A 26,776-nucleotide genomic window follows, 5' to 3' on the forward strand; every position below is an offset into this window, starting at 1 on the left:
GCCTCCACTATCTTTTTAATGTATTCCAAAGATAATTCTATTCGTTATTGCAGAGAAAGGCAACAGTTAACGCCCTTTTTCTCTTTTTTTCACTTTTTTCTTTTTTGTTTATTTGAAATTAAAAAATAAGAAAATTATCCAAATGTTTTCAAAATAATTTGCAATATTCCTTATTATATTGGTATTCTATAAAAGGATAATTCTTATTGATCATTTTTTAAATAACAAATATATTGGAAAATTGAAGTTTCCACGCTTGTTTCACTCCTCTTTGAACATTATATTAAATTAAAAAATATTCAAGGAGCTCTATTATGAAGTTAAGAGGATTAATGAAAAAAGAAACTATTAGAAGATTACGTATTGTAGAAGAATTATATTTTGCACATGATTATTTAACATCTGAACAGTTATTAGATAAAGTGACTTGTACACTCCCTGTGTTAATTAGCGATGTTCGTTTCTTAAATGGTGAAGATCTACCATTTCAAATTTCTAAGAATAAGGGACTTTATTCCATTGATTTTGACGATAGCGCAACAATCGATAGCATTTATGCCCACATTCTTCGGAGCAATCTGGAATTCCAAACGATCGAGAGTGCTTTTTTTGAGGAAAACCAGCGCATTGACATAGCAGCTAAACGTCTGAACTGCAGCTTTTCTAACATGCAGAGATATCTCAAAGCGATCAATGCAACGCTATCCGATGGTGATATAGCACTTCTTTACCGTCCAATACGAATTGATGGCGATGAGCTCACTACTCGACGCTTTTGTTATCTTTTCTTTAAGGAATCTAGAGTCCCCTTCTCTAACTATCGTTTTTCTAATAGATTGGTAAACGCTGTGGATCAGCTGATACGGCAAATTATGTCTGAAAACAAGATCACCAATACGATGAATAGTCATTTTCAATTAGTGCACAGCTTTTTGATTGCCTTACATCGTTTGAAAAATGATCATTTTATTCGAGGGTTGTCTTCCAACAGTGGTCTTAAAATTCCAAAAGTGGAGAGACTTTCCCGACTAGGACGCTTTATCAGACAAGAGGTTGAAATAGAACTGACCGACGCGATCTTAAGAGAATGCCTATGGCCGCTGTTCAGTCATCATTTGATTTTGACTCGTCAGCAACAAGCAACGGCGCACAAAATAGATAACAAGCTTGCAGATTTTTATGATTTGCATATGTTCTTATTGCAAAAGTTGAATGCTTTGTTAGACACCCCACTCTCACACGCTGAAATGGCGGAAACAACACGATTACTAGGCAATGAATTATTCTGCTACTATCCAAATGATTGTCCTATCGAGATCCTTCAAGAAACGGAACGAATGCTTTTGACCTTGATTGATAAGAAATACAGCCGTGAATTAAGCAAGCTCAGACGAATTGTGAATGAGTTTTTAGCTCCAATCGGCCGTGAGATGATGGCGCCGCTATATCTAAGTTGCCTCATTACCATGATTGAGAATATTTTCCAGCGCTTGGTTGCTGCAGATAAGCCGCTTAAAGTGCTTTTACTATCAGATACTTCTACAACTCATGAGCGTTTCTGGCAGTCTATTTTTCCTGTTTATATTAAGGGCTCTGTCAACTATGAATACTTTGAAACGCCTTTTATCCTGCAGGAGCAATTGACTAGCTTAACGAAAAAATACGATTTAATCATAACTAATGTAACCATGACTGGATTAGAATCAGCCTGTCCATTAATCGCGATCAATGCGTATCCAACCGCTAAGGATCTTGAACGAATTCAACAATTTGTAAATCAATTCGAATCACTCTCAACACGAAAGGAATTATACGATGAACTTAAGACGTCTTCTTAAACGAGATAGTCAACGTCAATTGCAGTTAATTGAAACACTTTACTATTCCCAGCATCCACTGTCTAGCGATGAGTTAACCAAAACGATCCAATGCACTACTCCGGCACTGTTGAGTGATATTCGCTCAATCAACACTCAAAGCGACTATTACAAAGTCATTCGCGAAAACAGTCTTTATCGATTAGAGTTGAAGGAGAACGCCACTATCGATGTCCTCTTTTCAACATTGCTCCAAAAATCCATAGCCTTCAGAATGTTAGAAGCGATTTTCTTTGAAAATTGTTATTCTCTCATTCAGCTTTCTAAAAGTGTCTTCTGTAGCCTAACCGCTGTCCAAGCGTCAATGAAAGATTTAGAGGAGGCGTTAGCTCACTGGAATATAGAGATTTTGCGCCGGCCATATCGAGTCGTTGGAAACGAAACAGCCATTCGTCATTTATTTTTCTTATACTTCTCAGAAAAGAAAATCGATCGGAAGGATACACCATTTAGTGCAAACTTTTTTAACTCTGCGGATAACGTCGTCCGATCAATGATCGACAATAATAAGTTAAATGTTTCACTCGCTCAATATAATCGGTTAAGTATGACATTTTTCATTAGTCTCGTTCGTATCTCAAACGGACACCGAATGCCCGTCAGCAGTTTGAAATCCTCAGCTCTGTTGCCACCAAGTCAGAGTGCTGTCTTTAAATTTAACCCGTATCTTCGCAAGGAATTACTCTTTATTTACTCTGAAGACGTGATGAAGGATAGTTTCTGGCTACTCTATTCTGACATGTTTCTACTCGGCGATGAACAACGAAGACGGGCTTTAGAAACAAATCATAAGCTGGCCTACCATTATGAAACACATCTTGCATTAGCCGAGAGACTCAGTCAAATGCTAGTTGATCCGCTAACTAAAAAACAAAAAGAGCAGCTGGCAACAATTTTGGTTAATCAACATTTATTTCATATGAAAACTAAGAAATTTATCAGCGTCCTTCGAGACCGTAAAAAAGACTGTCTCTCATTATTGGAAACTTTCCATGCACATTGTGTTCATCAACTACGTAACTTAATGATAGATTTTACAAAAGAGTATCGGAACTTTCGCTCACAAGAATTCATAGACAATTATATCTATCAAATTGTCGCTACCGTTCCTAGCTGTTTAAACGGGATGAAACAAACAGAAAAGCCTGTAGATATTCTGATCGTTTCAACAGATTCTAAAATGCAGGAAAGCTTATTAATAGAGCTACTTCGTTTCTCAATTAGAGGAAACTACGTGATTCATCAAATCAATATGAATCAATTACATAATAAAAGCTACTTAGAGGTTTTCGAAGAGCATGATATTGTTGTCAGTACCTCTACCTTTGACGTTCCTCATTGTCAGACGCCGATTATTGCTGTTGAACTTTGTCCAAGTATCCAATCGTTAAATAAAATTCAGCAATTAGTCGATCAAATCATTACAAAAAAAGCGACTACTAAACGAACACCTAAAAAAAATAGACTCAAGCAACCTACTTGAGTCCATTCTTAAGCCCGTTTTCATCTTGTAAACGGGCAATTTCTTTATCCATCGATGCTTTTTCCGCTGTTAGACTGTCAATCATCCGTTGGTATTTCTCCTGACCATTCTTTTTGCGAATCACGTTTAATTGAATCGCTGAGAACAAAATAACCGCAAAGGCTAAAATGATGATCACGAAAAATACGAACCCTCGCTCCATTCTTACAGACGCGTACATCAGAACGATCAAGCTGATCAAGATTTCTATAAGACTCAGCTTGGCTCTGCGGCCGCCTCCAAAAATGATCCGCTTTAACAACGGACCCTCTAGCAGCTCTTCATATCTGGTCAGGCGTGCTTCAAGAAAGCTTACCTGCTCTTTTAATAAATCAATTCGTTGGTTATCTGGCATAGTGACTTCGCTCCTTAATATCCTTGGTTTTATTATGGCGAGTAATACGCGTTTTCGCAAATATTTTATTTCTTATTATAAAAATAATAAGTTTTTCAGTCTCTTGTATTTGTACGCTTTTTCTGGGAAGAGAAATCCCTCTATTAGAAAATGTAAAGGGTTTCATTTGACCGTAATTATTCAAACAGACGAAATCCTTTGCAAATTCTTAGTTGAAATTGTCTCAAAATCCTGTACAATTATTTTGTAAGCGAATTCACTTCGTGTACGACTACTTCAAAAAGGAGTGTATTAAATGATTATTGGAATTCCTAAAGAAATCAAGAACAACGAAAACCGGGTTGCCCTTCCCCCATCTGGTGTATTTGATCTGACCAACCGCGGCCATCAAGTATTAGTGGAAAAAGATGCTGGCAAAGGCTCTGCCATCGCTGACGATGAGTATGTAGCAGCAGGTGCGACGATCATCGAAAATGCCGCAGACGTCTGGGCAGCTGATATGGTCATGAAAGTGAAAGAACCGCTTCCTGAAGAATATCAATATTTCCGCAAAGGGTTACTACTATTTACCTATTTGCATTTAGCAGCAAACAAACCTTTAACTGAAGCATTAGTGAACAGCGGTGTGAATGCCATCGCCTATGAAAATGTTCAGCCCGCAGACAATACACTGCCTTTACTTGCTCCAATGAGTGAAATCGCTGGACGAATGGCCGCGCAAATCGGCGCCAATTATTTAGAACGCGTCAATGGCGGCAAAGGTATCTTATTATCCGGTGTTCCCGGTGTTCGACGCGGCAATGTCGTTGTTATCGGCGGCGGTGTCGTAGGTCTAAATGCAGCGAAATTAGCTGTAGGCTTAGGCGCTAACGTGACAATACTTGACGTCAGCGTTCCTCGCTTGAAAGAATTAGACATTATTTTTGGCAACAGTGTACAAACAATGATGTCAAACAGCTACAACATCCAAGAATGCATCAAAACTGCCGATTTAGTGATTGGTGCAGTATTGATCCCAGGTCACAAAGCACCGACTTTAGTGACAAAAGAAATGGTCGCTAATATTCCTGATCATTCAGTCATCGTGGACGTAGCGATTGATCAAGGCGGAATCTTTGAAACCGAAGATCGTGTAACTACTCATGATGACCCAACCTATGTGAAAGAAGGCGTTGTACACTATGCGGTTGCAAACATGCCTGGTGCAGTTCCACAAACGGCTACCTACGCGTTAAGCAATAGCACAATGAGCTACGCCAACTTGTTAGCGAATAATCCTTTAGAAGAGCTATTAAAGGACAATTTGGCCCTTCGCCGCGGAGTTAATACTTACAACGGCAAACTGACGATTGAAGCAGTAGCCCATGATCTATCCATGGAATACACACCAATCGATGAAGTACTAAACGAAGAGTTAATGATGAACTCATAAACAAAACAGGAGGAACCTGTCAGCATCTGCTGACAGGTTTTTTTGTTATAATGAACTGAATTCTTTTACTATAGGAGGTTTTTTCAATGCGATTCTCAGAGTTTCCCTACAAACGTCCTGACCTTGCGCAATACGAAGAGGTATTCAACAAGGCAAACGAACGATTCGTTCATGCGGACAATTATTCAGAAGCCAAACAAGCTTTACAGGAGCTGAATCACTTACGCAGCGAAATGGCTAAAAATTTAAAGTTGGCCTATATTCGCTTCTCTATTGATAACTATGATTCATTCTATCGTGAGGAAAATGAGTTTTGGGATCATCATGAGCCTTTGGTCGGCCAAATTCATAATCGCTTTTATCAAAGTCTGCTTCGTTCTCCTTTCCGCAGTCAGTTAGAAAAAGAATACCCTGAAACACTTTTTCTATTTGCAGAAGATCAATTACGTCTATTAGATGATTCCGTAATTGAGTTGAAGCAGCAAGAAAATGAAGTAGTCAGCCAATATACCCTTTTAATTGCTTCTGCTGAACTCGAGTTTAATGGGAAGACACTGACGCTTTCCGAGTTATCTGCTTACTTCACTGATCCGAGCCGAGAAACACGTCGGGCGGCTCATGAGGTTTACGAAAGCTTTTTTACAGATCATGAGGAAGAAATCGATGCAATTTACGATCAGCTCGTACACAATCGACACCAGCAAGCAAAGAACCTTGGTTTCGCCAATTATGTGGAATACGGCGATCGCTTGATGAACCGCTGGGGTTATGATCGTTCTCAGCTGCATGCATTCCGACGCTTTATCGTTGAAAAAGTCGTGCCGATCAATCAAAAGCTTTACGAGCGGCAACGAGAGCGGCTGGGTGTTGAGGTTCTGGCTCATTACGACCTGCCGTTGGTTTTTCCTGAGGGGAATCCTCAACCACAAGGCACCAGCGACGAATTAGTGGAAAAAGCGCAACAAATGTATCACGAGTTGTCGAAGGAAACAGGGGATTTCTTTGATCTCATGGTTCAGGATGAGTTATTGGACCTGATTAGTCGACCTGGCAAGCAAAGCGGCGGCTACTGTGAGTTTATTGACGGTGTGCAAATGCCCTTCATTTTTGCCAACTTCAATGGCACATCAGATGACGTCGATGTTTTAACCCATGAGACTGGCCACGCCTTTCAAAGTTATCTATCTCGCTGGATCGAGGAACCCGAGTTGGTCTTCCCGACCTCTGATACCGCTGAGATTCATTCTATGAGTATGGAATTTTTAACCTGGCCGTGGATGGATAAATTCTTTGGTTCAGAAAAGGAAAAATATACCTACGCCCATTTAAGCAGCGCTTTACAATTTCTCCCTTACGGTGCGTTAGTGGATCATTTCCAAGAAGCGGTCTATTTACACCCTGACTGGTCTGCTGCGGAGCGTAAGAGCTGCTGGCGTGAACTGGAACAGCTTTATTGTCCAGAACGAAATTACGAAGAATCTGAAGCTTTGACTCGAGGAATTTATTGGTATCGACAAGGACATATTTTTGAAGTGCCCTTCTACTACATTGATTACACCTTAGCGCAAGTGTGTGCACTGCAGTTTTGGGAGCGTAGTATCGTTAAAGAAGATCCGACGACTTGGAAGGATTACTTAGCGATTTGTCGGGTTGGCGGCAGCCAAACCTTTTTAGAAACTGTTCAATTAGGACAGCTCGCTTCTCCTTTTGATCGAGAGAAAATGTCGGATTTACTAGTTTCAGCTGAAACGTTTTTAGCGGCTTTTCCTGACGTTGATTAAAACGGAAGATCGTTTCTATGAAAAAAGAAGTGGCACAATACGTTTGTGTCCACTTCTTTTTTTTGCTTAGATTTTTTTCTTATTTAGAAAGAGTGCTGTAAACAGGAAGATGCAGGCGCCCCCGATAATCGTCAAAATTGAACTGGTTTGTTCATTGGTTTTAGGAAGCTCCGCCTGTTTGATATAGACCGATGGCGTTTGATTCGGATGAATAGGTGGTGAAATGCTTGCTTGAACAAACAAACCAATTTTACCAGTACCACCAATGACTGAAATTAAAAAACGAATATTATTTACGATTTTTATATCGTTATTTTTGACGAAAAAAATGGCTCCTCCTCTTAGGAGAAGCCTCTACCTATTTAGGAATGACCATCAATCGATCATCGGACATTTCATGGATAGTGATCGGTCGTTGATAGAAGTCGTTCAATACTTTTTCTTGCAGCAGTTCTTCTCGTTTGCCTTGCTTGAAAATTTTCCCGTCACGAATCATCAACACATGATTCAACAGCGGTAGAATCTCTTCCGTATGATGAGTCACATAGAGCAGGCTTGGCGCGTCCGCCGTTCGTTTCATTTCTTTGATACGCGATAACAGATCCTCTCGCGCAAATAAATCCAATCCATTACAAGGTTCATCTAAAATCAACAGCTCTGGTTTTGCCATCAGCGCCCGTGCGATCAAAATAAGCTGTTTTTCTCCTTGCGATAGCACCTGATACACTTTTCCAATCAGCTTTTTGGCCCCCAAAGACGCCATCAGCTGTTTCGCTTCATCCAATTCAGCTATTGTGTATTTTTGATAAATACCAATACTGGCAAATTTCCCTGACAAGACGATATATTCTGCCTGCTCTTCCCGATGGATACGCTCCTGCAGCGATTGACTCACCCAGCCGATTCGTTTCGTCAGATCGGGGATCGAGGTTCGACCGAAAACTTCCCCTAAAACCGTCAGCTTGCCGCTGGATGGCCACAAATTACCTGAGATCATGTTCAGCATCAGACTCTTTCCCGCCCCGTTTAATCCTAGAACTGCCCAATCCTCACCCGCTTCGATCCGCCAATCGATTTCCTGCAGCAGGGCTTTCTGCTGACGAATAAATTGAACCTGTTCAAACGCTAAAATTTCCATACCTACGCCTCCATATTCTTCCTTTTAACAATTTTATCAAAACAACACAGAAAAGATACGGGAAATGATATAATTTTAGCAAATGTCTTTGGAAGGGAGCTTTACCTATGAATTATGAATTATCCGAAAGTACTTTTGCGCCAATCGCGAAGGTCCACCTGCAACAAGGAGAAAAGCTGCGCATCGAACCGGGTGCGATGGTCTATGAGCTTGGTGAGATTGAATTGGAAGGACAAATGAACACAAATGGCAAGAAAGGAATTGGCGGGGCCTTAAGCGCTCTAGGTCGCTCAGTAACTAGCGGTGAAAGTTTCTTTATCAGCACAGCGACTGCCCATTCAAATGAATCGGTGATCGCCATCGCCCCTGCTGTTCCGGGAAAAATCTTTGCATTAGATGTTGGTGCAGAGCATTGGCGCTTAAACACCGGTGCTTTTCTTGCCAGCGAAGAAAACGTCAATTATCAAATGAAGCGGCAAAAGCTTTCGGGCGCTCTTTTAGGCGGCACTGGCGGACTCTTTGTCATGGAGACAACGGGCAGCGGACAAATTTTGGTTTCGGCCTTTGGCGACGTTGAAAAGATCGAACTGGATGGCCAATCACCTGTGATCATTGACAATCAACACGTCATCGCATGGACGAGTTCGTTGGACTACAATATTCGTGTCGCGTCAGGCACCTTTGGTTTCAAAACTGGCGAAGGCGTCGTAAATGAGTTCCACGGCCGCGGAACCGTATATATTCAAACCCGTAATCTCGAAAGTTTCGCCAGCCATATCAATACCTTCATCCCTAATTCTTAAAGATTGCAAGACAGGATTGTAACTAGAAGAAAGAACAGGTAAAATATGATGGATACTGTTGCAGAAAGCTGGTTAATATGACTGATAATAATACACACGAAAACGAGTTCCGAGAAACACCCTCGCGGATGGCTCGTTATCATACCGAAGCGGCCGCACCGCCGAAAAAGGAAAGAAAAAGGAAAGCCGTTCAAGTAACAGAGGTTGAGCCGACCGAACCCGTCGCGCCGCAACCTAAAAAACAAGCAACGGCACAAGAAAAAATGGTGCAAAGCACCGCATGGCTGACCGTCGGCAACATCTTTTCCCGACTATTAGGAGCGGTTTACGTTATTCCATGGATCGCTTGGATGCAGCCTCATGGGTTGGAGGCCAATTATTTATACACAAAAGGGTATAACGTTTATGCCCTCTTTCTGATGATCTCGACCGCTGGGATTCCAGCGGCGGTAGCGAAGCAGACCGCTCGTTATAATTCTATGAATGAATATGGATTAAGTAAAAAGCTGCTGTTTTATACGATGCGGTTGATGACCATCGGCGGGATTATTTGTGCCGCCATCATGTTTTTGGGCGCCCCTTATCTTTCTCAAGGAAATGCTGATTTGGTGCCGGTGATGCGATCTTTAAGCGTCGTACTACTGATCTTCCCTGCTATGAGTGTGATTCGCGGCTTCTTCCAAGGAAACAACAACATGAAGCCCTACGCGATCTCACAAATTGTCGAACAAATCGCTCGGGTCTGCTATATGTTGGCTTCGGCTTTTATCATCATGCAGATCAACAACGGCAGCTACAAGACTGCTGTGGTTCACTCGACCTTCGCCGCCTTTATTGGGGTAGCCTTTGCAATGGGGGTTCTGCTATTCTCACTGCTGAAGGAACGAAGCGCCTTTCGCGAGCTTATTAGAGAAAGTAACAATCAGATCACCTTCTCTGGCCGACAATTGGTTTTACAGATGATTCAACAAGCGATTCCGTTCATTATCGTGGGAAGTGCCATCAGTATTTTTAAATTGATCGATCAATACTCCTTTGAAAAAATCATGTCGATCGTGACGGATAATTCCGCTGCCACAAACGCTGATTTATTCGCCTTGATCTCTGCAAACCCGGACAAATTAACAATGGTGGTCATCGCGCTAGGTACCGCAATGGCAACCGCTGGTCTGCCATTGATCACAGAACGCTTTACGAAAAAAGATCACCAAGGGTTAGCAAAATTAGTCACGAACAATATCCAATTGCTGTTCTTCGTCATGATGCCGGCAACTGTCGGAATGTTCGTTCTGGCGTATCCATTGAACACGCTGTTCTACTGGCCAAATCAATTAGGATCGGACTTATTAGCCGCTTCCTGTGTGGTGGGGATCATGATGGGATTATTCATGGTTTGCTCTACTATGCTCCAAGGGTTGGATGGCAATATGCAGGCCGTCTGGTTTTTAGCGATCGGGATCTTTGTCAAAATCGTCGCGCAGTTCCCACTGACCTTTTTGTTTGAAGCCTATGGGCCACTAATCGCAACCTTTGTTGGTTTCTTGGTCGCAAACATGTTCCTATTAGACCGCATCCATGTTATCTCACAGTTTCCATTTAGAGAAACCGTGACATCGATCATTAAGGTCACCGTGATGTCGCTCATCATGGGGGCAGTCGCTTTCGTCGTGAAATTTGGTTGTGAACAATTCTTAAGTGCGGATTCAAAGGTTCAATCAATGATCATTATTTTAATCGTCGCTGCATTTGGCGGCTTCACCTACATGATCTTAGCACTAAAGACACGCATGGCCGACAAATTATTAGGTCCACGAGTGGACGGCATCCGTCGTCGTTTACACATGCGCTAAACAGCTTCACTCCCCGCAGATAATTCTGTGGGGAGTTTTTTGTCTACGCAAAAAACAGCTCAAAGCTTACGCTTCGGGCTGTTTTTCCGGAATGGTTAAATAGTGTGGTTCGATAGACAGGTTCGATAAAAATCGTTGGAAATCACGAAAGGCGATCACCAGTGTCGCTGTATTTATATTGGGATGAAACCCGATTTTTTCTGATTGATCAATGACCTCATCAATTACCAGCGTAATTCGCTGCTCTCGATCATGAGGCAAAGCCAATGGTGTTACAGAGCCTCGCTCTAAGCCCAGCAGCTCAAAAAGTTCTGCTTCTGAGGCAAAGGACAATTGCTTTTCTCCCAACTCCTTGGCAAGTGCTTTGATATCCAAACGCTTTTCTCCAGGACAGATCACAAAATAATAGTGATGACTTTTCTTGCTCTTCATCAATAAATTTTTCACGTCGGTCCCATCAATTGAAAAATCAATCTCTGCCACCGTATACACCGCCTTGTGATCCACACGCTCATAAGGAATCTGCCATTTCTCCAGCAGTTGATATACTTCCGTATCCGTCGCTTTGGTCATTTCTCTCACCTGCTTTCTTTTAAAAGATTGCGCCACGTAATGATGGTTTTATTGACGTGATTCAATACTTCTAATTCCAGCTTTTTCGTATCTGACACGTCGCGCTGCTGGAAGCCCTCCAATGTCTCATAATTTTCTTCCAGCAACGCTGGGATGGCTTTATTTGACTCTGAAGGAATCAAGCTGCCTGCTTCGGCCTTCAACTGCTTAACCACGATCGGGGTCGTTTCTTGAAAATAGGCGTAGCCGTATGTATTCAGATTTTTTTTATAAGATTGCAGCGTAGCCAGTGAAGCTTCCAAAACGGCCCAGCCATCCGCCGTCCGTTCTGGTGCTTGGACAACTTCCTTTCGCTGCTGCGGTTTTTCTTTTCGTTTTATGGCCCACCGCGTAATTAAAAAAGTCGCTAAACAAACAACCACGTTCGAAAGCAAGACTTCTGGGCGCAAAAGATTCTCAATCATGACGTTCACTTCCTCTAAGAGATGATACCATTATACCGAAATCCTTCAAGTTAAGGGAACGATTTTTCTAAAAAGATCTAGACGATATTTATGAGAGAAGTGGTTGGCTTCAAGAAATCCCCCTTCTTCCGAAGAAGTTGCCATTTGTTCGTAAAAAGGGAGAGGACAAAAGCTTTTTGTCCTCTCCTATCCTCTTATTTTACAGTTAAGCGAACTTTTGTAAGAGCCTGCTCTAAATCCTCGATCAAATCCTCAGTATCCTCGATCCCTACAGACAGCCGCAGCAGTCCTTCGGTTACACCTTGTTTGTCGCGCTCTTCTTTTGGCACACAGGCGTGACTCATAGTGATCGGATAGGATAGAATAGATTCGACACCCCCTAGACTCACCGCCGCGATCGGCAGCTGCAACGCATCCGCAAACGTATAAACAGCTTCCTGATTCGCCAGCTCAAAAGACAGTACCGCTCCACCGCTAGTGGCTTGACGTTTATGAACTTCATGACCTGGATGGCTTGGCAGTCCTGGATAATGAACCTTTTGTACCACCGGATGCTTTTCTAGCATTTCACTGATCTTCTCAGCGCTGCGGGCACTCTGCTCCATCCGCAAACTCATGGTTTTCAAGCCCCGCATGGTCAGCCAGCAGTCCTCTACGCCTAAGATGCCGCCTAGAACTTTTTGCTGCAGCTTGATTTGAGTATGCCATTCCTCATCATTTGTTACGACCAATCCTGCTACCACATCGCTGTGACCATTGATGAATTTCGTGGCACTGTGGATCACAACATCTACCCCTAAAGCCAATGGTTTCTGAAATTGCGGTGTCATAAAGGTATTGTCGATGATGGTTACTAAATGATGGTCTTTAGCCAGCGCCACCACCCCCGCGATATCAGTCACCGAAAGCAACGGGTTCGAAGGAGTCTCCAAATAAAGACCGCGGGTGTTTGGTCGAATCGCATGCTTCCAATCCGTAAGATCAGTCTCATCAACGAAGGTCACTTCAATACCGAAGCGATTCATCACTTCATTGACTAACTGGAAGGTCCCTCCATAAATACTTTTACACATCACTAGATGATCGCCTTGATTAAAACTCAACAGCACCGCCGAGATCGCGCCCATTCCCGAGGCGAAGGCTGTTGCATATTTTCCTTCTTCTAAAGCCGCGACAGCCTCTTCTAAAGCCGTTCTCGTTGGATTGCCGAAACGGGAATACGTATACGCTTGTCCCTCTTTAATAGATGCTTGCTTAAAGGTTGAACATTGGTAAATCGGAATGGATGAAGCGCCAGTCTCTTCATCAAACGCATGATAGCCATGAATCAGCTTTGTCTTATCTTTCATCACAAATCCCCCTTAGTCATTACTCACAGGATTAGCTTAACACTATTTAAAGCGTTTTCATCATTTTTGGATGAATTCCCATAAGAAACTTAGCTTATTTTTAGGAATTCTTGGCGCTTTTTAATGGATAAAGAAATAAAAGATCGTTCCCAAGAACAGAAGCAGACCAAAATTGACCACACTAAACAAACCAAGGAACTTCTTCGTCTCATTCGGATAATACGTGCGAAACAAATTGTAGCCGATCAGGTTGGCTAAGGAGGCTAATAGTGTCCCTAACCCGCCGATATTTACACCTAGAATAACCGCTTGCTGATTCGAAGTAAAAGGCGCGATTAAAAAGGCTGCGGGGACATTGGAAATGACCTGACTCAAGCCTAACCCTGCCAAATAAATTTGTTTGCCGCTTAACGCTTGTAAAAAGCGTTTGATAAACTCAGCATCGCCGATATTTCCCACGATGATAAAAAAACAGACAAAGGTCAGCAGCAAGCCATAATCCACTTTACGAAATAATTCCCGTCGATAAAACCAGACAATCAAAGCGATAACTGGAATGACCCACTGATAAGGCAAGACATTCAGAACCACCAAAATCATCACTAGCATCAGCCCGATTAATAAAGACGTTTCTCTACGGTCAAACTGATTCTCTTTCAGCTCGATTTCCTTCAAGGATTCCTTTGCTACCAGTAGAGTCAAAAGGAATAATGAGAAGAAACTAAATAGTAAAACCAAAGACATCCAGCTCAAAAACTGACCCAATGGCACCTGATAGTAATCATATAAATATAGATTTTGCGGATTACCAAAAGGGAAGAAACTGCTGCCCAAATTTGCCGCAACGATGATCAACACACTACCTAGCAAACGCCCCTTAAATTTCGGCAATACCGAAAGCAGCTTAAAATAAATCGGCAGCAAGGTCAAAATCGCCACATCATTCGTTAAAAACATCGAACCAACCAATGATAGAAGGATCATTAACTGAACCAACTGCCGGCTGTTTTTTGAATAGTGAAGTAATTTTTGCGCGACGAATCGCAGCAGTCCCACTTGCTCGAAGCCTTGAATCAACAGCATTAAACCAAACAGGCTGAAGATTACCTTATAGTCAATGAAAGCTGCTGAAAAGCGCCCAATCAAGCAACTGATGATGGCTAACAGCAGCGAGATAGTGAGTAACATATTCTTACGAAAATAATTTTCTAACTTCTTTATTAGTCTCACCTCCCTTATTAGAATACCTCAGAGACTAAAATTTAAACAAAAAAAGACTCTCGAATTGAACTGATCCACAAAAGTCAGACCAAAAATCTAACTTATGGCTTGCAATTCACGATTCAAGAGGTCTTTTCTTTTATGCACTTTTTCGATAGTAATTATCTTGAAAAGAGACCACTTTTGCCCGATGAAAAAAGACAGCAATGATTTGAATCAGCGATATGACAACGATGATCCCCGCTAGGATCAGTCTGATCTTCCCAGTTTCCCCGATCGATATATAATGAATGATGTCTCCTTCTGACCACGTCCGTTCGCTAAGAGAAGCAACCAATTCAGAGCTAAAAATATTTCTATGCATCAGCAGAAACGCCCACATGACAGCGGTGATCGCATTATCCGCAATGACCCAGGCGCATACTCGATTGGTCCAACGGCGGTCGAGCAGCTTATAGATATTAGCAATTACAGTCAATGCGATTCCGACGATCAAGACAGGAATTAGAAAGAAAACAAAACTATCGCTGAATAACGGTTCATCAATGATTCCAGTACCTGAAATGAAAGAACCGCTTGGCAAAATATCCAGCGCCCATAAGATCAATAAACCACCAAATAAAATGGTCACAGCCAATTCGGCAACCGCATCAGAGATCGGAATAAGTTTTTCGACAGTAACAGGTGCCAGATCTGACAATTTCCACTCTGCATCTTTGCGTTTTTCAAAGATACCCGTTCGTTCTGCGATTACAAAACCGATCGTTGTCCAGACCAACGTTTGCAGCACTCCTGAAACACCGCTATTAATTCCACTCTGGAAAATAGTTTGGACAATTTTATTCACAGATTGATTGTCTCCTTGGAGAACCTCAAAGGCTCCCGTCACAGCTCCAATGATTGCTGTCAAGATCCCAACAATCGGAACCAATAGTTTCAAGAGCCGAATATATTCATTGTAAACTTGTGGAGAAATCAAGTAGCGCGGATTTTGTCGGTATTCTTCAGCCAAAGCTGCGGGCGAACCCATCTTTTGCAGCACTTGCTCTATTTCTGCTTCACTTGGATTATCCGACAGCATATCATAGATATTACTTCTTAACTCTCGTTCTACTTCAGCCCGTTCCTTCTCCGGCAGGTGTTCTACCACCGCGAAGACGTAGCGATCAATCCAATTCTCCATTTTTATCTCCCCCGATAGATTTCTGCAATATTCTTTTGCATTTTCTTCCATTCCTCCAACAACTCAGACCTCACTTCTAGCCCTATTGGACTGATAGAATAATACTTACGCGGTCTACTCTCGGTCGTATCCCAGTCACTTACCAGCAGCTCCTGCTTCTCAAGACGTCGCAGTAAAGGGTAAAGTGTGTTTGCTTCGATCTCGATCCCTTTTTCCTGCATTGTCTGTAAAAGCGCATAGCCGTAATGAGGTGTCGTTAAGCTGCCTAAAACAGCCAAAACCAAACTCCCTCTCTTTAATTCTGTCACATAGTTCTGAACAATATCTTTGTCTGACATATGATCACCTCTTCACACTCATTATACTGTGTGATACACATCATAGTCAACAGCATAATATTGTTAAAAAGAAAAAAACTCCCGAAAAATTCGAGAGTTCAATGTTTATTTTGTTTCTAAATCATGCAGGAACAAGCCGCTTAAAAGCTTTGGTTCAAACCATGTCGATTTCGGCGGCATGATTTTCTTCGCATCGGCCACATCTAAAAGATCGGTCATTTGCGTTGGATACATTGAAAAGGCTAGCTTCCAATCGCCGGAGTCAACTAGTTTTTCCAGCTCTTCCGTTCCCCGAATACCGCCGACAAAGTCGATGCGTTTATCAGTGCGAATATCCATGATCTCAAAAATATCTTCTAAGACATATTTTTGCAGCAAGGCTACATCCAGTTTTTCTACTGGATCATTGGGCACCTTTTCAGGTTTGATGCTTAAAGTATACCAAGCAGTTCCGTCATACAGCTGGCAATCGCCGGCTTTTACAGGCTTTTTGACACCTGTTTTTTCGACCTGATAATTTTCACTCAAACGATCCATGAAGTCAGCGGGTGGCGCAGTTTTCAACACGCGGTTGTACTCCCAGATCGCTAATTCATCCTCTGGGAAAATAATCGACAAGAACTGTTCTGTCTCAGGATTTTGCTCGCCAGATTCTCGTTTTTCCAAGCCAATCTTCACGGCGGATTCAGTACGATGGTGTCCGTCTGCGATATACAAAGCATCCACAGCTGTAAATAGCGTCGTCAATTTTTCAATGGTCGCTTTTTGATCCACCACCCAAACACGATGCGTCACCTCGTGGTAGCTGGTGAAGTCGTAGACAGGTGCATGTTCTTTTTGCCAGTTTTTGACGATGGCTTGAATTTCTTCCTGCGGACGATAACTCAAGAAAATCGGACTCGTATTGGCATCACAGGTGCGAATGTGGTTCATACGGTCGATTTCTTTTTCATGGCGCGTAAACTCGTGTTTCTTGATTTTTTCATCGATATAGTCGCTGATGGCTGTACAGGCTACGATCCCGGTTTGGCTGCGGCCATCCATCACCAATTCATATAAGTAGAAATAGTCTGCGTCTTCCTTGAACAACCAGCCTTTTTCTAAAAACATGGCTAAGTTATCTGCCGCTTTTTGATAAACCTGCTGGTCATAAGGCGAAAGCTCCGCCGGCAAATCAATCTCCGCTTTATCGATATGAAAATAGCTGTAAGGATTATCTGCTGCTAAATCTTTGGCTTCCTGGGAATTCACCACATCGTAGGGCAATGCCGCTACCTTATCAGCCAAATCTTTCGCTGGACGAATTCCTTTAAAAGGATGAACTTGTACCATTAAAATTCACTCTCCTCATCCCGCTGGATTGCTCGAACACGGATAATGCCTTCATTTTGACTTAATTTCTCAACGATCGCAGCAATTTTGTCTGGGTTCGTCTCTGAAACATCCACTAAGGTATAGGCGAAGTCATCTTTCCCGCGGTTCACCATGTTGTCAATATTCACCTCTAAAGAAGCGATATCAGACGCAATCAACCCCAACATGTTAGGCACATTTTTATTGATGATCGTGATTCGGTAAGGCGAATCAAAAGCCATTTCGACATTCGGGAAATTGACAGAACGCTTAATAACACCTGTTTCCAAGAAACGCTTCAAGCCCCGCGCGGCCATTTTCGCACAATTTACTTCTGCTTCTTCGGTTGACGCGCCTAAGTGAGGCAACACAGTAATTTTATCGTTATGCAGTAATTTTTCTTCCGCAAAATCCGTCGTAAAACCAGCGATTCGCTCTTCATTGACCGCCTTCACTACCGCATCTGTATCCACGATCTCACCGCGAGCAAAATTCAATAGATGAGCCGTTTTCTTCATTTGCATCAGCTCTTCAGTGCTAATCAGATGCCGAGTATGTTCTGTTAACGGTACGTGAATCGTCACAAAGTCACAATTGGTCAAGACTTCCTTCAAGTCCTTCGCCCGTTTCACCCGACGTGAAATACTCCAAGCGGTATCCACTGAAACATATGGATCATATCCCGTTACTTCCATGCCCAATCGATACGCATCATTGGCAACCATCGCGCCAATAGAACCTAAGCCAATCACGCCCAGTTTTTTGCCTTCTAATTCGGTTCCGGCAAACTGCGATTTTTGTGCTTCTGCTTGTTCGTCCACGTTTGCGCCTTCTAAGGTTTGCACCCACTCGATTCCTTGAACCATCGGACGAACCGACAGCAGCAGGCTCGCTACGACTAATTCTTTTACCGCATTGGCGTTGGCCCCCGGGGTATTGAAGACAACGATTCCCTTTTCTGTACATTCTTTGACTGGAATGTTGTTCGTCCCAGCACCTGCACGGGCAACGGCTAAGACTGATTCTGGAAAATCATAATCATGGAGCTTTTGGCTGCGCAAAATAATGCCGTCCGGCTCTTCACTTTCGTTAATACGGTAATTTTCTTTATCAAAACGCGCCATTCCTTCAGGAGCGATCGCGTTGAATGTTTTAATCTGAAACATTTACTTCCCTCCATTTTCCTTTTCAAACTTCGCCATGAACGCGACTAATGCTTCAACGCCCTCGATCGGGAAGGCATTGTATAGACTCGCCCGCATTCCTCCAACAGAGCGGTGCCCCTTCAAGTTTTCAAACCCTTCAGCTAAAGCGGCTTGGTTGAAGGCCTTGTCTAAGGCTTCATCGCCTGTAACAAATGGAATGTTCGTGATTGAACGACTCGCTTTTTCGACTGGACTCTTGAACAGAGCGGATTTTTCAATCGCGTCATACAGAAGCTGAGATTTTTGCTGATCCTTTTCAGTGATCCCTGCCACACCGCCTTGTGCCTTCACCCATTCGAAAACCAACTTCGCGATATAAATAGCATAAGTCGGTGGTGTATTATAAAGAGAATTGTTTTTCGCTTGTAACGCATAATCCAGCATTGGTGAGAAAATCGCCTCTTGATTGAGCAAGTCTTCACGAATGATGACAACAGTCAATCCAGCCGGTCCGATATTTTTTTGTGCACCAGCATAGATCACACCAAAATCTTCTACTTTATAGTCATTCGCTAAAATGTTTGAAGACATGTCAGCCACGACTGGGACGTTGCCGAATGATGGAATCTTAGCATATGCCGTTCCTTCGATTGTATTATTCGTTGTAATATGCACGTACGCTGCGTCTTGATCGACAGCTTCCGGCAGTTCTGGAATATAGGTGAAATTCTTATCCTCACTAGAGGCGATGACTTCAACCTCCACATTGTCAAGGGCCTTAGCTGCACTAATAGCTTTCTTAGACCATGAACCAGTACTGACATATAAGGCTTTTTTCCCTTGCGCCAAGTTCAACGGTACCATCGTAAACTGTAAGCTCGCACCGCCTTGTAAGAATAAGACCTTGTAATTATCTGGAATCGCCATCAGCTTTCTTAGCAAGCTTTCGGCTGATTGAATGATTTCTTCAAATAAGGAGGAACGATGACTCAGCTCCATCACCGACATGCCGCTATTTTTGTAATTAAGCATCTCGGACTGTGCGATCTCCAACACAGCTTTTGGTAGTACTGCGGGACCTGCAGAAAAATTGTAAATCGTCATACTTATTCTCTCCTTTTTCATTTTATAAAATTTAATCCAGCTTAAGGATGGCTAGCTCTTTAGCAGTAAATCGCATTGTAAACAAGCCGCTACCCACCATCAAGATGTGATGACAATTATAACAGATGTCCTTAAATGATAAAAGCCTAATTCTAAATTAATTTCACTGTAATTTGAATTTTTATCTGAAATTTTCAGTATTTCTTACATATAAAGACTCTCTTTATTAAAACCATTTTGTCCAACTATAGAATTAATTGAAGATTTCTGGTTCTTCACTCTGTAAGGGCAATAGTACTTTCTCATCTTTTCAAATAGACAATAAAAAAGTATCCTAAAATTGCTATCAACTTTAGGATACTTTTTTAACTATTTGATACTTAGAAGATATAGTCATTTCTTTACTTTGACTAAGATTACTTAGATCAACTTGATTATATAAAATGTATTTACCATTTCCTAAGCGATCTGAATCCTGAAAATACGCCACAGATTCCCTTCATCATTCTTCTCATTTGCTGTATCTCAGCTCACCTTGCGCCGCAGCAGCATTCCCCGCTTCACGTCCTCAAGGATTTCAGCGTTCCTCACCTCAAACATCAGCCAGCGTTGCCCCATGCCTTCTTTGGTTTGGCGATACAGATTTTGGGTATACTCAGTAAAGGTCCACAATGTTTCTTCCATCTCGCTTTTCTCTTTTTGACCGATGACCACCAAAGCCACGAACCACCCTTCTTGTGGATAGAGGGTGCACAAGCTTTTCCCAGCTTTTTTAAATTTAACATTCCAGCCTGGTGCCATACCGCAGCCGCTATAATCTATACTGATCCGCGCTTTATAGGTGGTATCCATATATGCCAAAAGATCATTCCATAATTCATCGTTCACCCACTCTGTAATCGTAGAGAGTTCTGGTACGCTTGCTTTGTTCATCTTATCCCATTTATTCCCCATAATTTCGCCCCTTTTTTAGACTACCTTCTCGACCTTTTTTTGCCTATAAAAAAATTATAACATGACGTTTAACCAGTCACTTGTTTAGTAGTGCTCTTTTTTAAGAAAAATTTTTTGGGGTTTTAAATGTTTTCAAGTATCTTGAAATGACGTTTAAATTTAAGTAAAAGCGCCACTGGATTCATAAGAATCAACTCCGTCTTTTTTAAAGAAAAAGATTCACTGAATGCAAAAAAATTGTTATTAGCGGTTTACGCTAGCAAAAATAAGCCAACTGACGATGGCAAAAATTACTCGTTTTTCTTTTTTCTACCCTGATTCGATTTTTTCCGCCCATTCCCTTTCCAAGCCTCGATCAAACTAAGGGCCGATAGCTGCCTACCACTAAGCGGGCGATTATTGGACGATCGTTTGGCAGCTCTATCGTATTTTGGCGGTTCGGCAATGGCAACGGGGCTTTCCTCTTCTAGCGGTCTCTGGGCAGCTGCCTGTGTGGATTGTTCTTGGACAAAATCAGTAATCGTCGGTGGTACAACACTTCCCGGTTCTTTTTCTGCTACAGGATCGGCTGGACGCTCGACAAACAGAACCTCGATATCATCGAAGGTTTTCCCTTCCGGCATGTGCGCCTGAATTAAGACCATAGCCTCTGTATCACTTAAGGTTCTTGGATCAAAGCCGTGAGGCACCCTAATCGTAACCTTTTCTTTCGGTTCTTCACTTGGAACTGGAACCTCCTCTTGTGGTTCCTCATAATGGGAGACATTGGCAGCTTTAAAATAATCAAATTTGACAAACTCCGCGAATTTTCGGACATCTTCTTGTTGGAATAGTGTTAGTGTGGTTAATAACTTTAATAGAAGATGGGTTTGTTCACAATTTTCCTCATGAGCAACCGCTGGATGAATATCTCTCAAGGTCCACGTATGTTTCTTACCGTTGGATGCTTTAAATACGGTAATAAGGTGATAATGATACTCAGATCCCTCATTAGGTGCTGCCGTTTCAGTGTGTAAATACTTGCTAATCAGACGAGCCTCCTCGGAACATTGCAGATAATCCTTTTTATTTTTAAATAGCCGTTTGATGATCACATCAAACTCGCCGCTTTTGAAATAAGGTTTGAAATAGCTGAGATTCTTGCGCAAAATGTCGCTCGGTTCGGCCGTCAGGAATATTTCTCGAATCAAGTCTTTCAAAAAATAAGAATAATCGCTTAGAACCAAGGCATTCTTTATCATGATCGCAACAGCGTACTGAATGATAGCGGATACATCTCTTGAGTGCTCAAAATAGCTTGTCACTTTTGCCTCCAGCGTAGGGCGTTTGGTCACAAACAGTTGAACTTGACTCAAGGGTTTGACTTGTTGGATTTTTTTCATGGCATTTCGCTTCCTCTCACTTTTTCTTTCCTTTAAAAAACTTCTTACAACTATCATACCGCTGAGACTAAAAAAAGACGAATTCTTTAAAAAAAGAAAAAATAAAAAAATAAGCAACTTTTTTGTGGCTATTTAGAAAATAAAAAAAGCCTAAAAAGGCTGATTTCGCAACCTTTCTAAGCCCTATGAAAAAGATTTTTAAAACATTCCGCTGATCCAGAGACTCAATAAAACGATTGCGGATACTATTGCCGTAAATGTCACCACTATAAGTATCTTAGTTGCTAAATCTTTCCCAAAGCTTCTTTCCTGTCTTTTTTCCTCTACATCTCCACTCTCCATATAGGCAACGATTTCTTTATACGTTTTGACATTCTTTTCCTTTTTGATCTTCTCGATTTTTATCGCTGCCCACATACCAATCAACCAAAGAATAAAGGGAATCCAGAGACCTTTATCCCCGAAGATTTTCCATACCGGTCCAAAAGAAATAGCGGCCGCCAGAATCGTCCCTCCCATAATATAACTGTACTTATTCATCTCATCTTTATTGATCACTTTTTTCATCGTTTCCACGTCTCCTTTGACAAGTTCGTCTAAAGTCACGTTAAAAAGAACACTCAGTAATAACAGATTATGGATATCCGGATAGCTACGTTCGTTCTCCCAATTTGAAATTGTTTGACGCGAAACATAGATTTTTTCAGATAGCTCCTCTTGGGAGTACCCAGCCTCTTCTCGTAATTTCTTAATCTGCTTGCTTAAATTCATTTCATCCGCTCCTTCATCCTCACCTTATGACTTTCTGCTGATCGGCACCAGCAAAACTCTTTGTCATCGGCCCTATGTCCCCTGTCAAAAGACTTTATCAAGTTGATTAAGCTTGATACAACAACGTTTCCGGACAACAAATCTTCTCCAAAAATGTTTCTCTCACTTTACATACCTACACTTTTATTCGTCCGAAAATTGTAGCTTCAGATAAATTATCCGCTCGATTCGATGCACCGCTATCGAATCAATTCTCAGGCAAAGAACCAATCTTCCTTTATTGAATTCCGGTTACTAGCCATTGCACCGTGGAAAACCCGATGCTCAATCTAATCCACTTGTTCCTTTCAATCTGAAAGTCTCGCACTTTTAAAATAACAACAAGACTAAAATAGTTATCTCATAAAAAATTTAAAATGAACCTTTTTATCCTTGTTCAATCGCTTCAAAAAGCTCGATAGGTGGAAAGGTCATACACTTAGAGATGACTTGTGCGATCTCTTCCGGTGACTCCTTCGCCCCGTTTCGAATCCATCGCTTAACAATGGCGATTGCACCATAATAAATGAAATCCTGTTGCAGCTCTTCCAGTTCGGTAAACGCCGCTGAACTCAGACGGATCTTCTTTTGGACCTCAGAAATATAGGCTCGCTCCAATTTTTCAATGAACTGCGGGCGCCCGAAATCCCCTAGCAGTATTTGCGCCGTTTCTTTTCGTTCATACAAAAAATTCATAACCACTAAACAGGCTTCCTCGAAAAACTTTCCCACTTGATTACGGCCGTATTTATCAATCTTTTCCGTTACTGTCCAGCCGACATGGTCCGCTAGAACTTGCTGAAAATTGGAGAAAATCTCCTCCTCTACCTCTTCTAAGATCGCATATTTATCAGCAAAGTGATGGTAAAATGTGCCGCGATTGATTTTTGCTCGTTTCGATAGACTGGCAACTGTAATTTTTTCAAAACCTATTTCATTCATCATCTTAAAAAAAGTTTGGATGATATGGGCCCTTGTACGATCTGTTTTATTCGACATCGTTTCCTCCAACTATTTAATCGGATCTGTTGAATTTTTGAACACTTATTCGTGAATTGTTTAACTTTTGAACATTCACGACGGAATTGTTCGTTGTTCCATCCATAAATCAAGCTTAAACTATAAATCATAAAAAAACAACACAGTGTTCAATTTGGAGGGGTTAGATGGAATACATTCAGGCAAAACAACTAAAAAAGAGCTATCAAACAGCTACGACCGAGATACTTGCATTAAAAGAAGTGTCCTTTTCACTAAATAAGGGAGATTTCACCGTGATTCTAGGACCTAGCGGCTCTGGTAAAACCACCCTGTTGAACCTTTTAGGCGGTATGGACAAGCCTACCAGCGGTGAATTGTTCGTCCAGCAGGAACCGATTCATCAGTATAAAGAAAAGGAGTTAACGGATTATCGTCGGGAAAAGGTGGGATTCATTTTTCAATTTTACAATTTGATCCCCACCCTAACCGCCCTAGAAAATGTGTCTATCGCGCAAAAAATAGCTCAAAATCCTTTTCAAGCCAAGGATATTCTGGAAAAGGTTCAGCTCTCTCATCGACTGACGAACTTTCCACAGGAGCTCTCTGGCGGTGAGCAGCAACGCGTCTCTATCGCTCGTGCCGTCTGCAAAAATCCGCAGCTGATCCTATGTGATGAGCCTACGGGAGCCTTAGACAGCGAAACGGGAAAACAAGTCTTGCGCCTGCTGAAAGAAATGTCGGTCATCCATGGACATACGATCATCGTCGTGACCCATAATGCATCGATTGCCAAAATCGCGGATCGTGTTTTGTATTTAAAAGACGGATCGATTGTCAAAAACACTCGTCAACCACAGCCTTTGGAGATTGACGAGGTGAACTGGTAATGGTAAGAAAAACCTTCCGGGATCTACGCAAAAACTGGATCAGCTTTCTCTCTGTCTTTCTGATGAGTTTTATTTGTTTGTTTATTTTTACCGGCATCTTCCATCTCAGTCAGCAAATGGACGTTACTGGAAAGGAATTTGTTAAGGAGAGTCAATTAGCAGATACTGTTTTATCTGTTTCTCGTTTCGACGCTGACAAAGAACAACAAACGAATAAACTGGAAAACATTACACAGGTCGCCAAGCGTTCCATCGGACAGTATCAGACGGACAAGTTTTCATTGACTCTTTTGTCCTTCGATCATTCTTCTATTAGCAGACCTCAGGTAGTTCAAGGGGCAAAACTTTCGAATCGATCAGGGATCTGGCTAGATGAAGACTTCTTTCGGGCACGTGATTATCAGCTTGGCGATGCCTTTGTGATTGAACAACAATCCTATAAAATTTTAGGAACCGTTCGTCAACCAGAATTCATCTATCATACGGGAAGCGACGATCAGCCGTTGCCGAATCACAAAAAAAGCGGATATGCTTATGTATCACAGGAAACTTTTGAGCAGTTGCCTCTTTATCCAGTCCATCAGCTCTTATTGAAAACAGATAGCAGCAACACGCCTTGGCTGGAAAAGGAGCTTGCCTCCATTTGGCAAGATGACTACGGGCAATTGACGGAGACTCAAAAACATGCCGGGCTCTCGATTTTCTTTGATCGTGTGACGCAGGTTCGCCGCTTGGCCTTTCTTTTTTCAAGCTTGTTCCTACTGCTGACCTTGATTACCATGGAAGCGACGATGAGGCGCTTCGTTAAGCAGCAACAGGTACAAATCGCAGGCTTGAAGGCACTAGGTTTTCGTCGCCGCACGCTTCTAATCCACTACCTTTCCTTTAGCATGATCGTGACTTTTTTAGGGGCGAGTTTCGGCTGTATGCTAGGGCCGAAGCTGCTCTCGCCGGCCTTGATCGCCGCTATCGGCAACCAGTTTTCTGTACCAGCCTGGTTATCGGTAGAGTCTTCTGTCGGCTATTGGGCAGTCGCACTTGTTGTCCTGCTTAGTATGCTAATTACCCTACTTCCAATAGGAGCGCTTAGTGGCAAGTTATCGGCAACGATCCTACAATCGCAAACAACGCAGCGCTACAAACGAAGCTGGCTGGAAAAGACAAAGCTATGGGCCTATCTTCCATTTTCTTTACAATGGACCTTGCGGGATATTCAAAGAAATCGCCGGCGTGCGGTGTTAGGGATTTTTGGGGCTATGGGCTGTATGCTGCTGCTGATTGCAGCGTTCGGGATAAAGGATTCGATTCATTTTTCTTTGGATTCTGTCTTTCGTGATACCTATAATTACGAGGAGAAAGTCACCTTTAAGACCGCTTTGCCTTCGGATGAAAGAAACGCGGTTGTTCAGAAACTCGATTCTGATTATCAATGGCTGGAGCAGCAAACCATCACCGTACTAAAGGATTCAGAGGAGCAATCGACCACAGCACTTGTTCTATCAGCTGGAAATGAACTAAAGCTGCCAGAAACAGACCTGCAACACTTCACAGAGAATCAAATTGGCCTGTCTGAAGCCTTGGCAAAAAAACTGCAGGTACAGATTGGTGATACCCTTTACATCAAGCTGCAGCAGCAGATGCTTCCCGTATTTATCAAGAAAATAGTCTCTGTCTCTTCTCCGCAAGGATTGTTTTTCTCACAAACCACTTGGAAAAATCTCCAACAGCCCTTTCGACCGCAAAGTCTATTATTGCGAGAAAAGGATCAATTGACTGACATACCGATGATCGCCAGCACAAGCGAGAAGCGGCAGCAATTTAAGGATTCCCAAAAACTGATTGAAGGAATCTTAATGATTGTGTCTTTATTGATTTTAGCGGCTCTGGCTTTAGGGATAACCATTATGCTGAACTGTCATTTATTGATCTTTTCCGAACGCTTTATTGAATTCTCCACGCTAAAGGTTTTAGGCTTTAAACAGCGAGAAGTACTATCCCTATCTTTTTTAGAGACTTCTCTATTAACCTTAGTCGGCTGGCTGCTTGGGCTTCCTTCTGGTTGGCTGTTTCTTAAAGCATATGTTGCGATGGTTTCCACTGATCAGCAGCAGTATTTGCCTCATATTACTTTTCAAAGCTTGATGATCGCTAGTCTTGTTCTGCTTGTCTGTATGCTGCTGGTTCAGACTTACTTAACGATCCGCATCAAGCGAATTGACTTTGCTACCGCATTGAAGCCTTCAGAATAAAAAAATCTCTCAGCGACATTCGCTG

At 42.2% G+C, this 26,776-nt stretch carries 24 protein-coding genes; 8 read left to right on the plus strand and 16 right to left on the minus strand.

What is annotated here, in order from left to right:
* Window positions 1-314 precede the first annotated feature (314 nt).
* Entirely contained in the window at window positions 315-1,838 is a 1,524-nt protein-coding gene (locus RV13_RS01960; RefSeq protein WP_010743625.1) for an AcpB/EbpR/MafR family transcriptional regulator, read from the plus strand.
* On the plus strand, window positions 1,816-3,360 hold the full coding sequence (locus tag RV13_RS01965) for an AcpB/EbpR/MafR family transcriptional regulator (RefSeq protein ID WP_010743626.1): 1,545 nt from the start codon (window positions 1,816-1,818) through the stop codon (window positions 3,358-3,360). The genes RV13_RS01960 and RV13_RS01965 overlap by 23 nt, the downstream gene beginning before the upstream one ends.
* Here RV13_RS01965 and RV13_RS01970 read toward each other — a convergent pair.
* Window positions 3,353-3,754: a hypothetical protein gene (locus RV13_RS01970; RefSeq protein WP_010743627.1), complete on the minus strand. Its 402-nt coding sequence runs from the start codon at window positions 3,752-3,754 to the stop codon at window positions 3,353-3,355. The genes RV13_RS01965 and RV13_RS01970 overlap by 8 nt on opposite strands.
* Window positions 3,755-4,049: 295 nt before the next feature.
* Between RV13_RS01970 and ald the strand changes: the two genes are divergently transcribed.
* Both ald and RV13_RS01980 read left to right on the plus strand, forming a co-directional pair.
* A complete protein-coding gene (gene ald, locus RV13_RS01975) occupies window positions 4,050-5,186 on the plus strand; it encodes an alanine dehydrogenase (RefSeq protein ID WP_010743628.1) in 1,137 nt (378 codons plus the stop codon).
* Window positions 5,187-5,272: 86 nt separating this feature from the next.
* Entirely contained in the window at window positions 5,273-6,967 is a 1,695-nt protein-coding gene (locus tag RV13_RS01980; RefSeq protein ID WP_010743629.1) for a M3 family oligoendopeptidase, read from the plus strand.
* Window positions 6,968-7,033: 66 nt separating this feature from the next.
* Here the strand turns inward: RV13_RS01980 and RV13_RS20665 are convergent, their stop codons facing one another.
* Both RV13_RS20665 and RV13_RS01990 read right to left on the minus strand, forming a co-directional pair.
* On the minus strand, window positions 7,034-7,210 hold the full coding sequence (locus tag RV13_RS20665; protein ID WP_161349258.1) for an LPXTG cell wall anchor domain-containing protein: 177 nt from the start codon (window positions 7,208-7,210) through the stop codon (window positions 7,034-7,036).
* A gap of 115 nt (window positions 7,211-7,325) precedes the next feature.
* Window positions 7,326-8,105, minus strand: coding sequence for an ABC transporter ATP-binding protein (locus RV13_RS01990; protein ID WP_010743630.1), 780 nt, complete (start codon window positions 8,103-8,105; stop codon window positions 7,326-7,328).
* 107 nt (window positions 8,106-8,212) lie between these two features.
* Here RV13_RS01990 and RV13_RS01995 point away from each other — a divergent pair, with 107 nt between their 5' ends.
* The gene (locus RV13_RS01995; protein WP_010743631.1) at window positions 8,213-8,908 is read left to right on the plus strand and encodes a TIGR00266 family protein; all 696 of its coding nucleotides are present in this window, start codon (window positions 8,213-8,215) and stop codon (window positions 8,906-8,908) included.
* Between the two features lie 77 nt (window positions 8,909-8,985).
* Window positions 8,986-10,758: a putative polysaccharide biosynthesis protein gene (locus RV13_RS02000; RefSeq protein ID WP_010743632.1), complete on the plus strand. Its 1,773-nt coding sequence runs from the start codon at window positions 8,986-8,988 to the stop codon at window positions 10,756-10,758.
* A gap of 66 nt (window positions 10,759-10,824) precedes the next feature.
* Here the strand turns inward: RV13_RS02000 and RV13_RS02005 are convergent, their stop codons facing one another.
* From RV13_RS02005 to RV13_RS02065, 13 genes are all read right to left on the minus strand, one after another.
* A complete protein-coding gene (locus RV13_RS02005; RefSeq protein ID WP_010743633.1) occupies window positions 10,825-11,331 on the minus strand; it encodes a prolyl-tRNA synthetase associated domain-containing protein in 507 nt (168 codons plus the stop codon).
* A 5-nt stretch (window positions 11,332-11,336) separates the two neighbouring features.
* Window positions 11,337-11,795 carry a hypothetical protein gene (locus tag RV13_RS02010; RefSeq protein WP_010743634.1) on the minus strand — a complete coding sequence of 153 codons (459 nt, stop codon included), beginning with the start codon at window positions 11,793-11,795 and terminating at the stop codon, window positions 11,337-11,339.
* Between the two features lie 194 nt (window positions 11,796-11,989).
* The gene (locus RV13_RS02015; RefSeq protein ID WP_010743635.1) at window positions 11,990-13,144 is read right to left on the minus strand and encodes a trans-sulfuration enzyme family protein; all 1,155 of its coding nucleotides are present in this window, start codon (window positions 13,142-13,144) and stop codon (window positions 11,990-11,992) included.
* Window positions 13,145-13,264: 120 nt separating this feature from the next.
* Window positions 13,265-14,332 (minus strand): SLC13 family permease, encoded by a 1,068-nt coding sequence (locus tag RV13_RS02020; protein ID WP_060789303.1) that lies wholly within the window; start codon window positions 14,330-14,332, stop codon window positions 13,265-13,267.
* Window positions 14,333-14,504: 172 nt separating this feature from the next.
* Window positions 14,505-15,548, minus strand: a complete 1,044-nt coding sequence (locus tag RV13_RS02025; protein ID WP_010743637.1) for an HAAS signaling domain-containing protein — start codon at window positions 15,546-15,548, stop codon at window positions 14,505-14,507.
* 2 nt (window positions 15,549-15,550) lie between these two features.
* On the minus strand, window positions 15,551-15,886 hold the full coding sequence (locus RV13_RS02030) for a PadR family transcriptional regulator (RefSeq protein ID WP_010743638.1): 336 nt from the start codon (window positions 15,884-15,886) through the stop codon (window positions 15,551-15,553).
* A 105-nt stretch (window positions 15,887-15,991) separates the two neighbouring features.
* Window positions 15,992-17,218 (minus strand): DUF1015 domain-containing protein, encoded by a 1,227-nt coding sequence (locus RV13_RS02035; RefSeq protein WP_010743639.1) that lies wholly within the window; start codon window positions 17,216-17,218, stop codon window positions 15,992-15,994.
* Window positions 17,218-18,405 carry a 3-phosphoglycerate dehydrogenase family protein gene (locus RV13_RS02040; protein WP_010743640.1) on the minus strand — a complete coding sequence of 396 codons (1,188 nt, stop codon included), beginning with the start codon at window positions 18,403-18,405 and terminating at the stop codon, window positions 17,218-17,220. Before RV13_RS02040 ends, RV13_RS02035 begins: the two co-directional genes overlap by 1 nt.
* On the minus strand, window positions 18,406-19,488 hold the full coding sequence (gene serC, locus RV13_RS02045; RefSeq protein ID WP_010743641.1) for a 3-phosphoserine/phosphohydroxythreonine transaminase: 1,083 nt from the start codon (window positions 19,486-19,488) through the stop codon (window positions 18,406-18,408).
* A 525-nt stretch (window positions 19,489-20,013) separates the two neighbouring features.
* On the minus strand, window positions 20,014-20,442 hold the full coding sequence (locus RV13_RS02050; protein ID WP_010743642.1) for a DUF3788 domain-containing protein: 429 nt from the start codon (window positions 20,440-20,442) through the stop codon (window positions 20,014-20,016).
* 290 nt (window positions 20,443-20,732) lie between these two features.
* Window positions 20,733-21,824, minus strand: a complete 1,092-nt coding sequence (locus RV13_RS02055; protein WP_010743643.1) for a hypothetical protein — start codon at window positions 21,822-21,824, stop codon at window positions 20,733-20,735.
* Window positions 21,825-22,022: 198 nt separating this feature from the next.
* Complete coding sequence (locus RV13_RS02060) at window positions 22,023-22,595, minus strand: helix-turn-helix domain-containing protein (protein ID WP_010743644.1); 573 nt, start codon at window positions 22,593-22,595, stop codon at window positions 22,023-22,025.
* A gap of 426 nt (window positions 22,596-23,021) precedes the next feature.
* A complete protein-coding gene (locus RV13_RS02065) occupies window positions 23,022-23,633 on the minus strand; it encodes a TetR/AcrR family transcriptional regulator (RefSeq protein WP_010743645.1) in 612 nt (203 codons plus the stop codon).
* Window positions 23,634-23,800: 167 nt separating this feature from the next.
* On the opposite strand from RV13_RS02065, the gene RV13_RS02070 reads away from it, so the two are divergent.
* Entirely contained in the window at window positions 23,801-24,502 is a 702-nt protein-coding gene (locus tag RV13_RS02070; RefSeq protein ID WP_010743646.1) for an ABC transporter ATP-binding protein, read from the plus strand.
* Window positions 24,502-26,751, plus strand: a complete 2,250-nt coding sequence (locus RV13_RS02075; protein WP_060789302.1) for an FtsX-like permease family protein — start codon at window positions 24,502-24,504, stop codon at window positions 26,749-26,751. The genes RV13_RS02070 and RV13_RS02075 overlap by 1 nt, the downstream gene beginning before the upstream one ends.
* Window positions 26,752-26,776 lie beyond the last annotated feature (25 nt).

Source organism: Enterococcus raffinosus, from assembly GCF_001886185.1.
GTDB lineage: Bacteria > Bacillota > Bacilli > Lactobacillales > Enterococcaceae > Enterococcus_A > Enterococcus_A raffinosus.

Bases quoted from the DNA above. Each gene is read 5' to 3' on its own strand.
- RV13_RS01960 (WP_010743625.1), top strand. From the start codon at position 315: ATGAAGTTAAGAGGATTAATGAAAAAAGAAACTATTAGAAGATTACGT.
- RV13_RS01965 (WP_010743626.1), top strand. From the start codon at position 1,816: ATGAACTTAAGACGTCTTCTTAAACGAGATAGTCAACGTCAATTGCAG.
- RV13_RS01970 (WP_010743627.1), bottom strand. From the start codon at position 3,754: ATGCCAGATAACCAACGAATTGATTTATTAAAAGAGCAGGTAAGCTTT.
- ald (WP_010743628.1), top strand. From the start codon at position 4,050: ATGATTATTGGAATTCCTAAAGAAATCAAGAACAACGAAAACCGGGTT.
- RV13_RS01980 (WP_010743629.1), top strand. From the start codon at position 5,273: ATGCGATTCTCAGAGTTTCCCTACAAACGTCCTGACCTTGCGCAATAC.
- RV13_RS01990 (WP_010743630.1), bottom strand. From the start codon at position 8,105: ATGGAAATTTTAGCGTTTGAACAGGTTCAATTTATTCGTCAGCAGAAA.
- RV13_RS01995 (WP_010743631.1), top strand. From the start codon at position 8,213: ATGAATTATGAATTATCCGAAAGTACTTTTGCGCCAATCGCGAAGGTC.
- RV13_RS02000 (WP_010743632.1), top strand. From the start codon at position 8,986: ATGACTGATAATAATACACACGAAAACGAGTTCCGAGAAACACCCTCG.
- RV13_RS02005 (WP_010743633.1), bottom strand. From the start codon at position 11,331: ATGACCAAAGCGACGGATACGGAAGTATATCAACTGCTGGAGAAATGG.
- RV13_RS02010 (WP_010743634.1), bottom strand. From the start codon at position 11,795: ATGATTGAGAATCTTTTGCGCCCAGAAGTCTTGCTTTCGAACGTGGTT.
- RV13_RS02015 (WP_010743635.1), bottom strand. From the start codon at position 13,144: ATGAAAGATAAGACAAAGCTGATTCATGGCTATCATGCGTTTGATGAA.
- RV13_RS02020 (WP_060789303.1), bottom strand. From the start codon at position 14,332: ATGTTACTCACTATCTCGCTGCTGTTAGCCATCATCAGTTGCTTGATT.
- RV13_RS02025 (WP_010743637.1), bottom strand. From the start codon at position 15,548: ATGGAGAATTGGATTGATCGCTACGTCTTCGCGGTGGTAGAACACCTG.
- RV13_RS02030 (WP_010743638.1), bottom strand. From the start codon at position 15,886: ATGTCAGACAAAGATATTGTTCAGAACTATGTGACAGAATTAAAGAGA.
- RV13_RS02035 (WP_010743639.1), bottom strand. From the start codon at position 17,218: ATGGTACAAGTTCATCCTTTTAAAGGAATTCGTCCAGCGAAAGATTTG.
- RV13_RS02040 (WP_010743640.1), bottom strand. From the start codon at position 18,405: ATGTTTCAGATTAAAACATTCAACGCGATCGCTCCTGAAGGAATGGCG.
- serC (WP_010743641.1), bottom strand. From the start codon at position 19,488: ATGACGATTTACAATTTTTCTGCAGGTCCCGCAGTACTACCAAAAGCT.
- RV13_RS02050 (WP_010743642.1), bottom strand. From the start codon at position 20,442: ATGGGGAATAAATGGGATAAGATGAACAAAGCAAGCGTACCAGAACTC.
- RV13_RS02055 (WP_010743643.1), bottom strand. From the start codon at position 21,824: ATGAAAAAAATCCAACAAGTCAAACCCTTGAGTCAAGTTCAACTGTTT.
- RV13_RS02060 (WP_010743644.1), bottom strand. From the start codon at position 22,595: ATGAATTTAAGCAAGCAGATTAAGAAATTACGAGAAGAGGCTGGGTAC.
- RV13_RS02065 (WP_010743645.1), bottom strand. From the start codon at position 23,633: ATGTCGAATAAAACAGATCGTACAAGGGCCCATATCATCCAAACTTTT.
- RV13_RS02070 (WP_010743646.1), top strand. From the start codon at position 23,801: ATGGAATACATTCAGGCAAAACAACTAAAAAAGAGCTATCAAACAGCT.
- RV13_RS02075 (WP_060789302.1), top strand. From the start codon at position 24,502: ATGGTAAGAAAAACCTTCCGGGATCTACGCAAAAACTGGATCAGCTTT.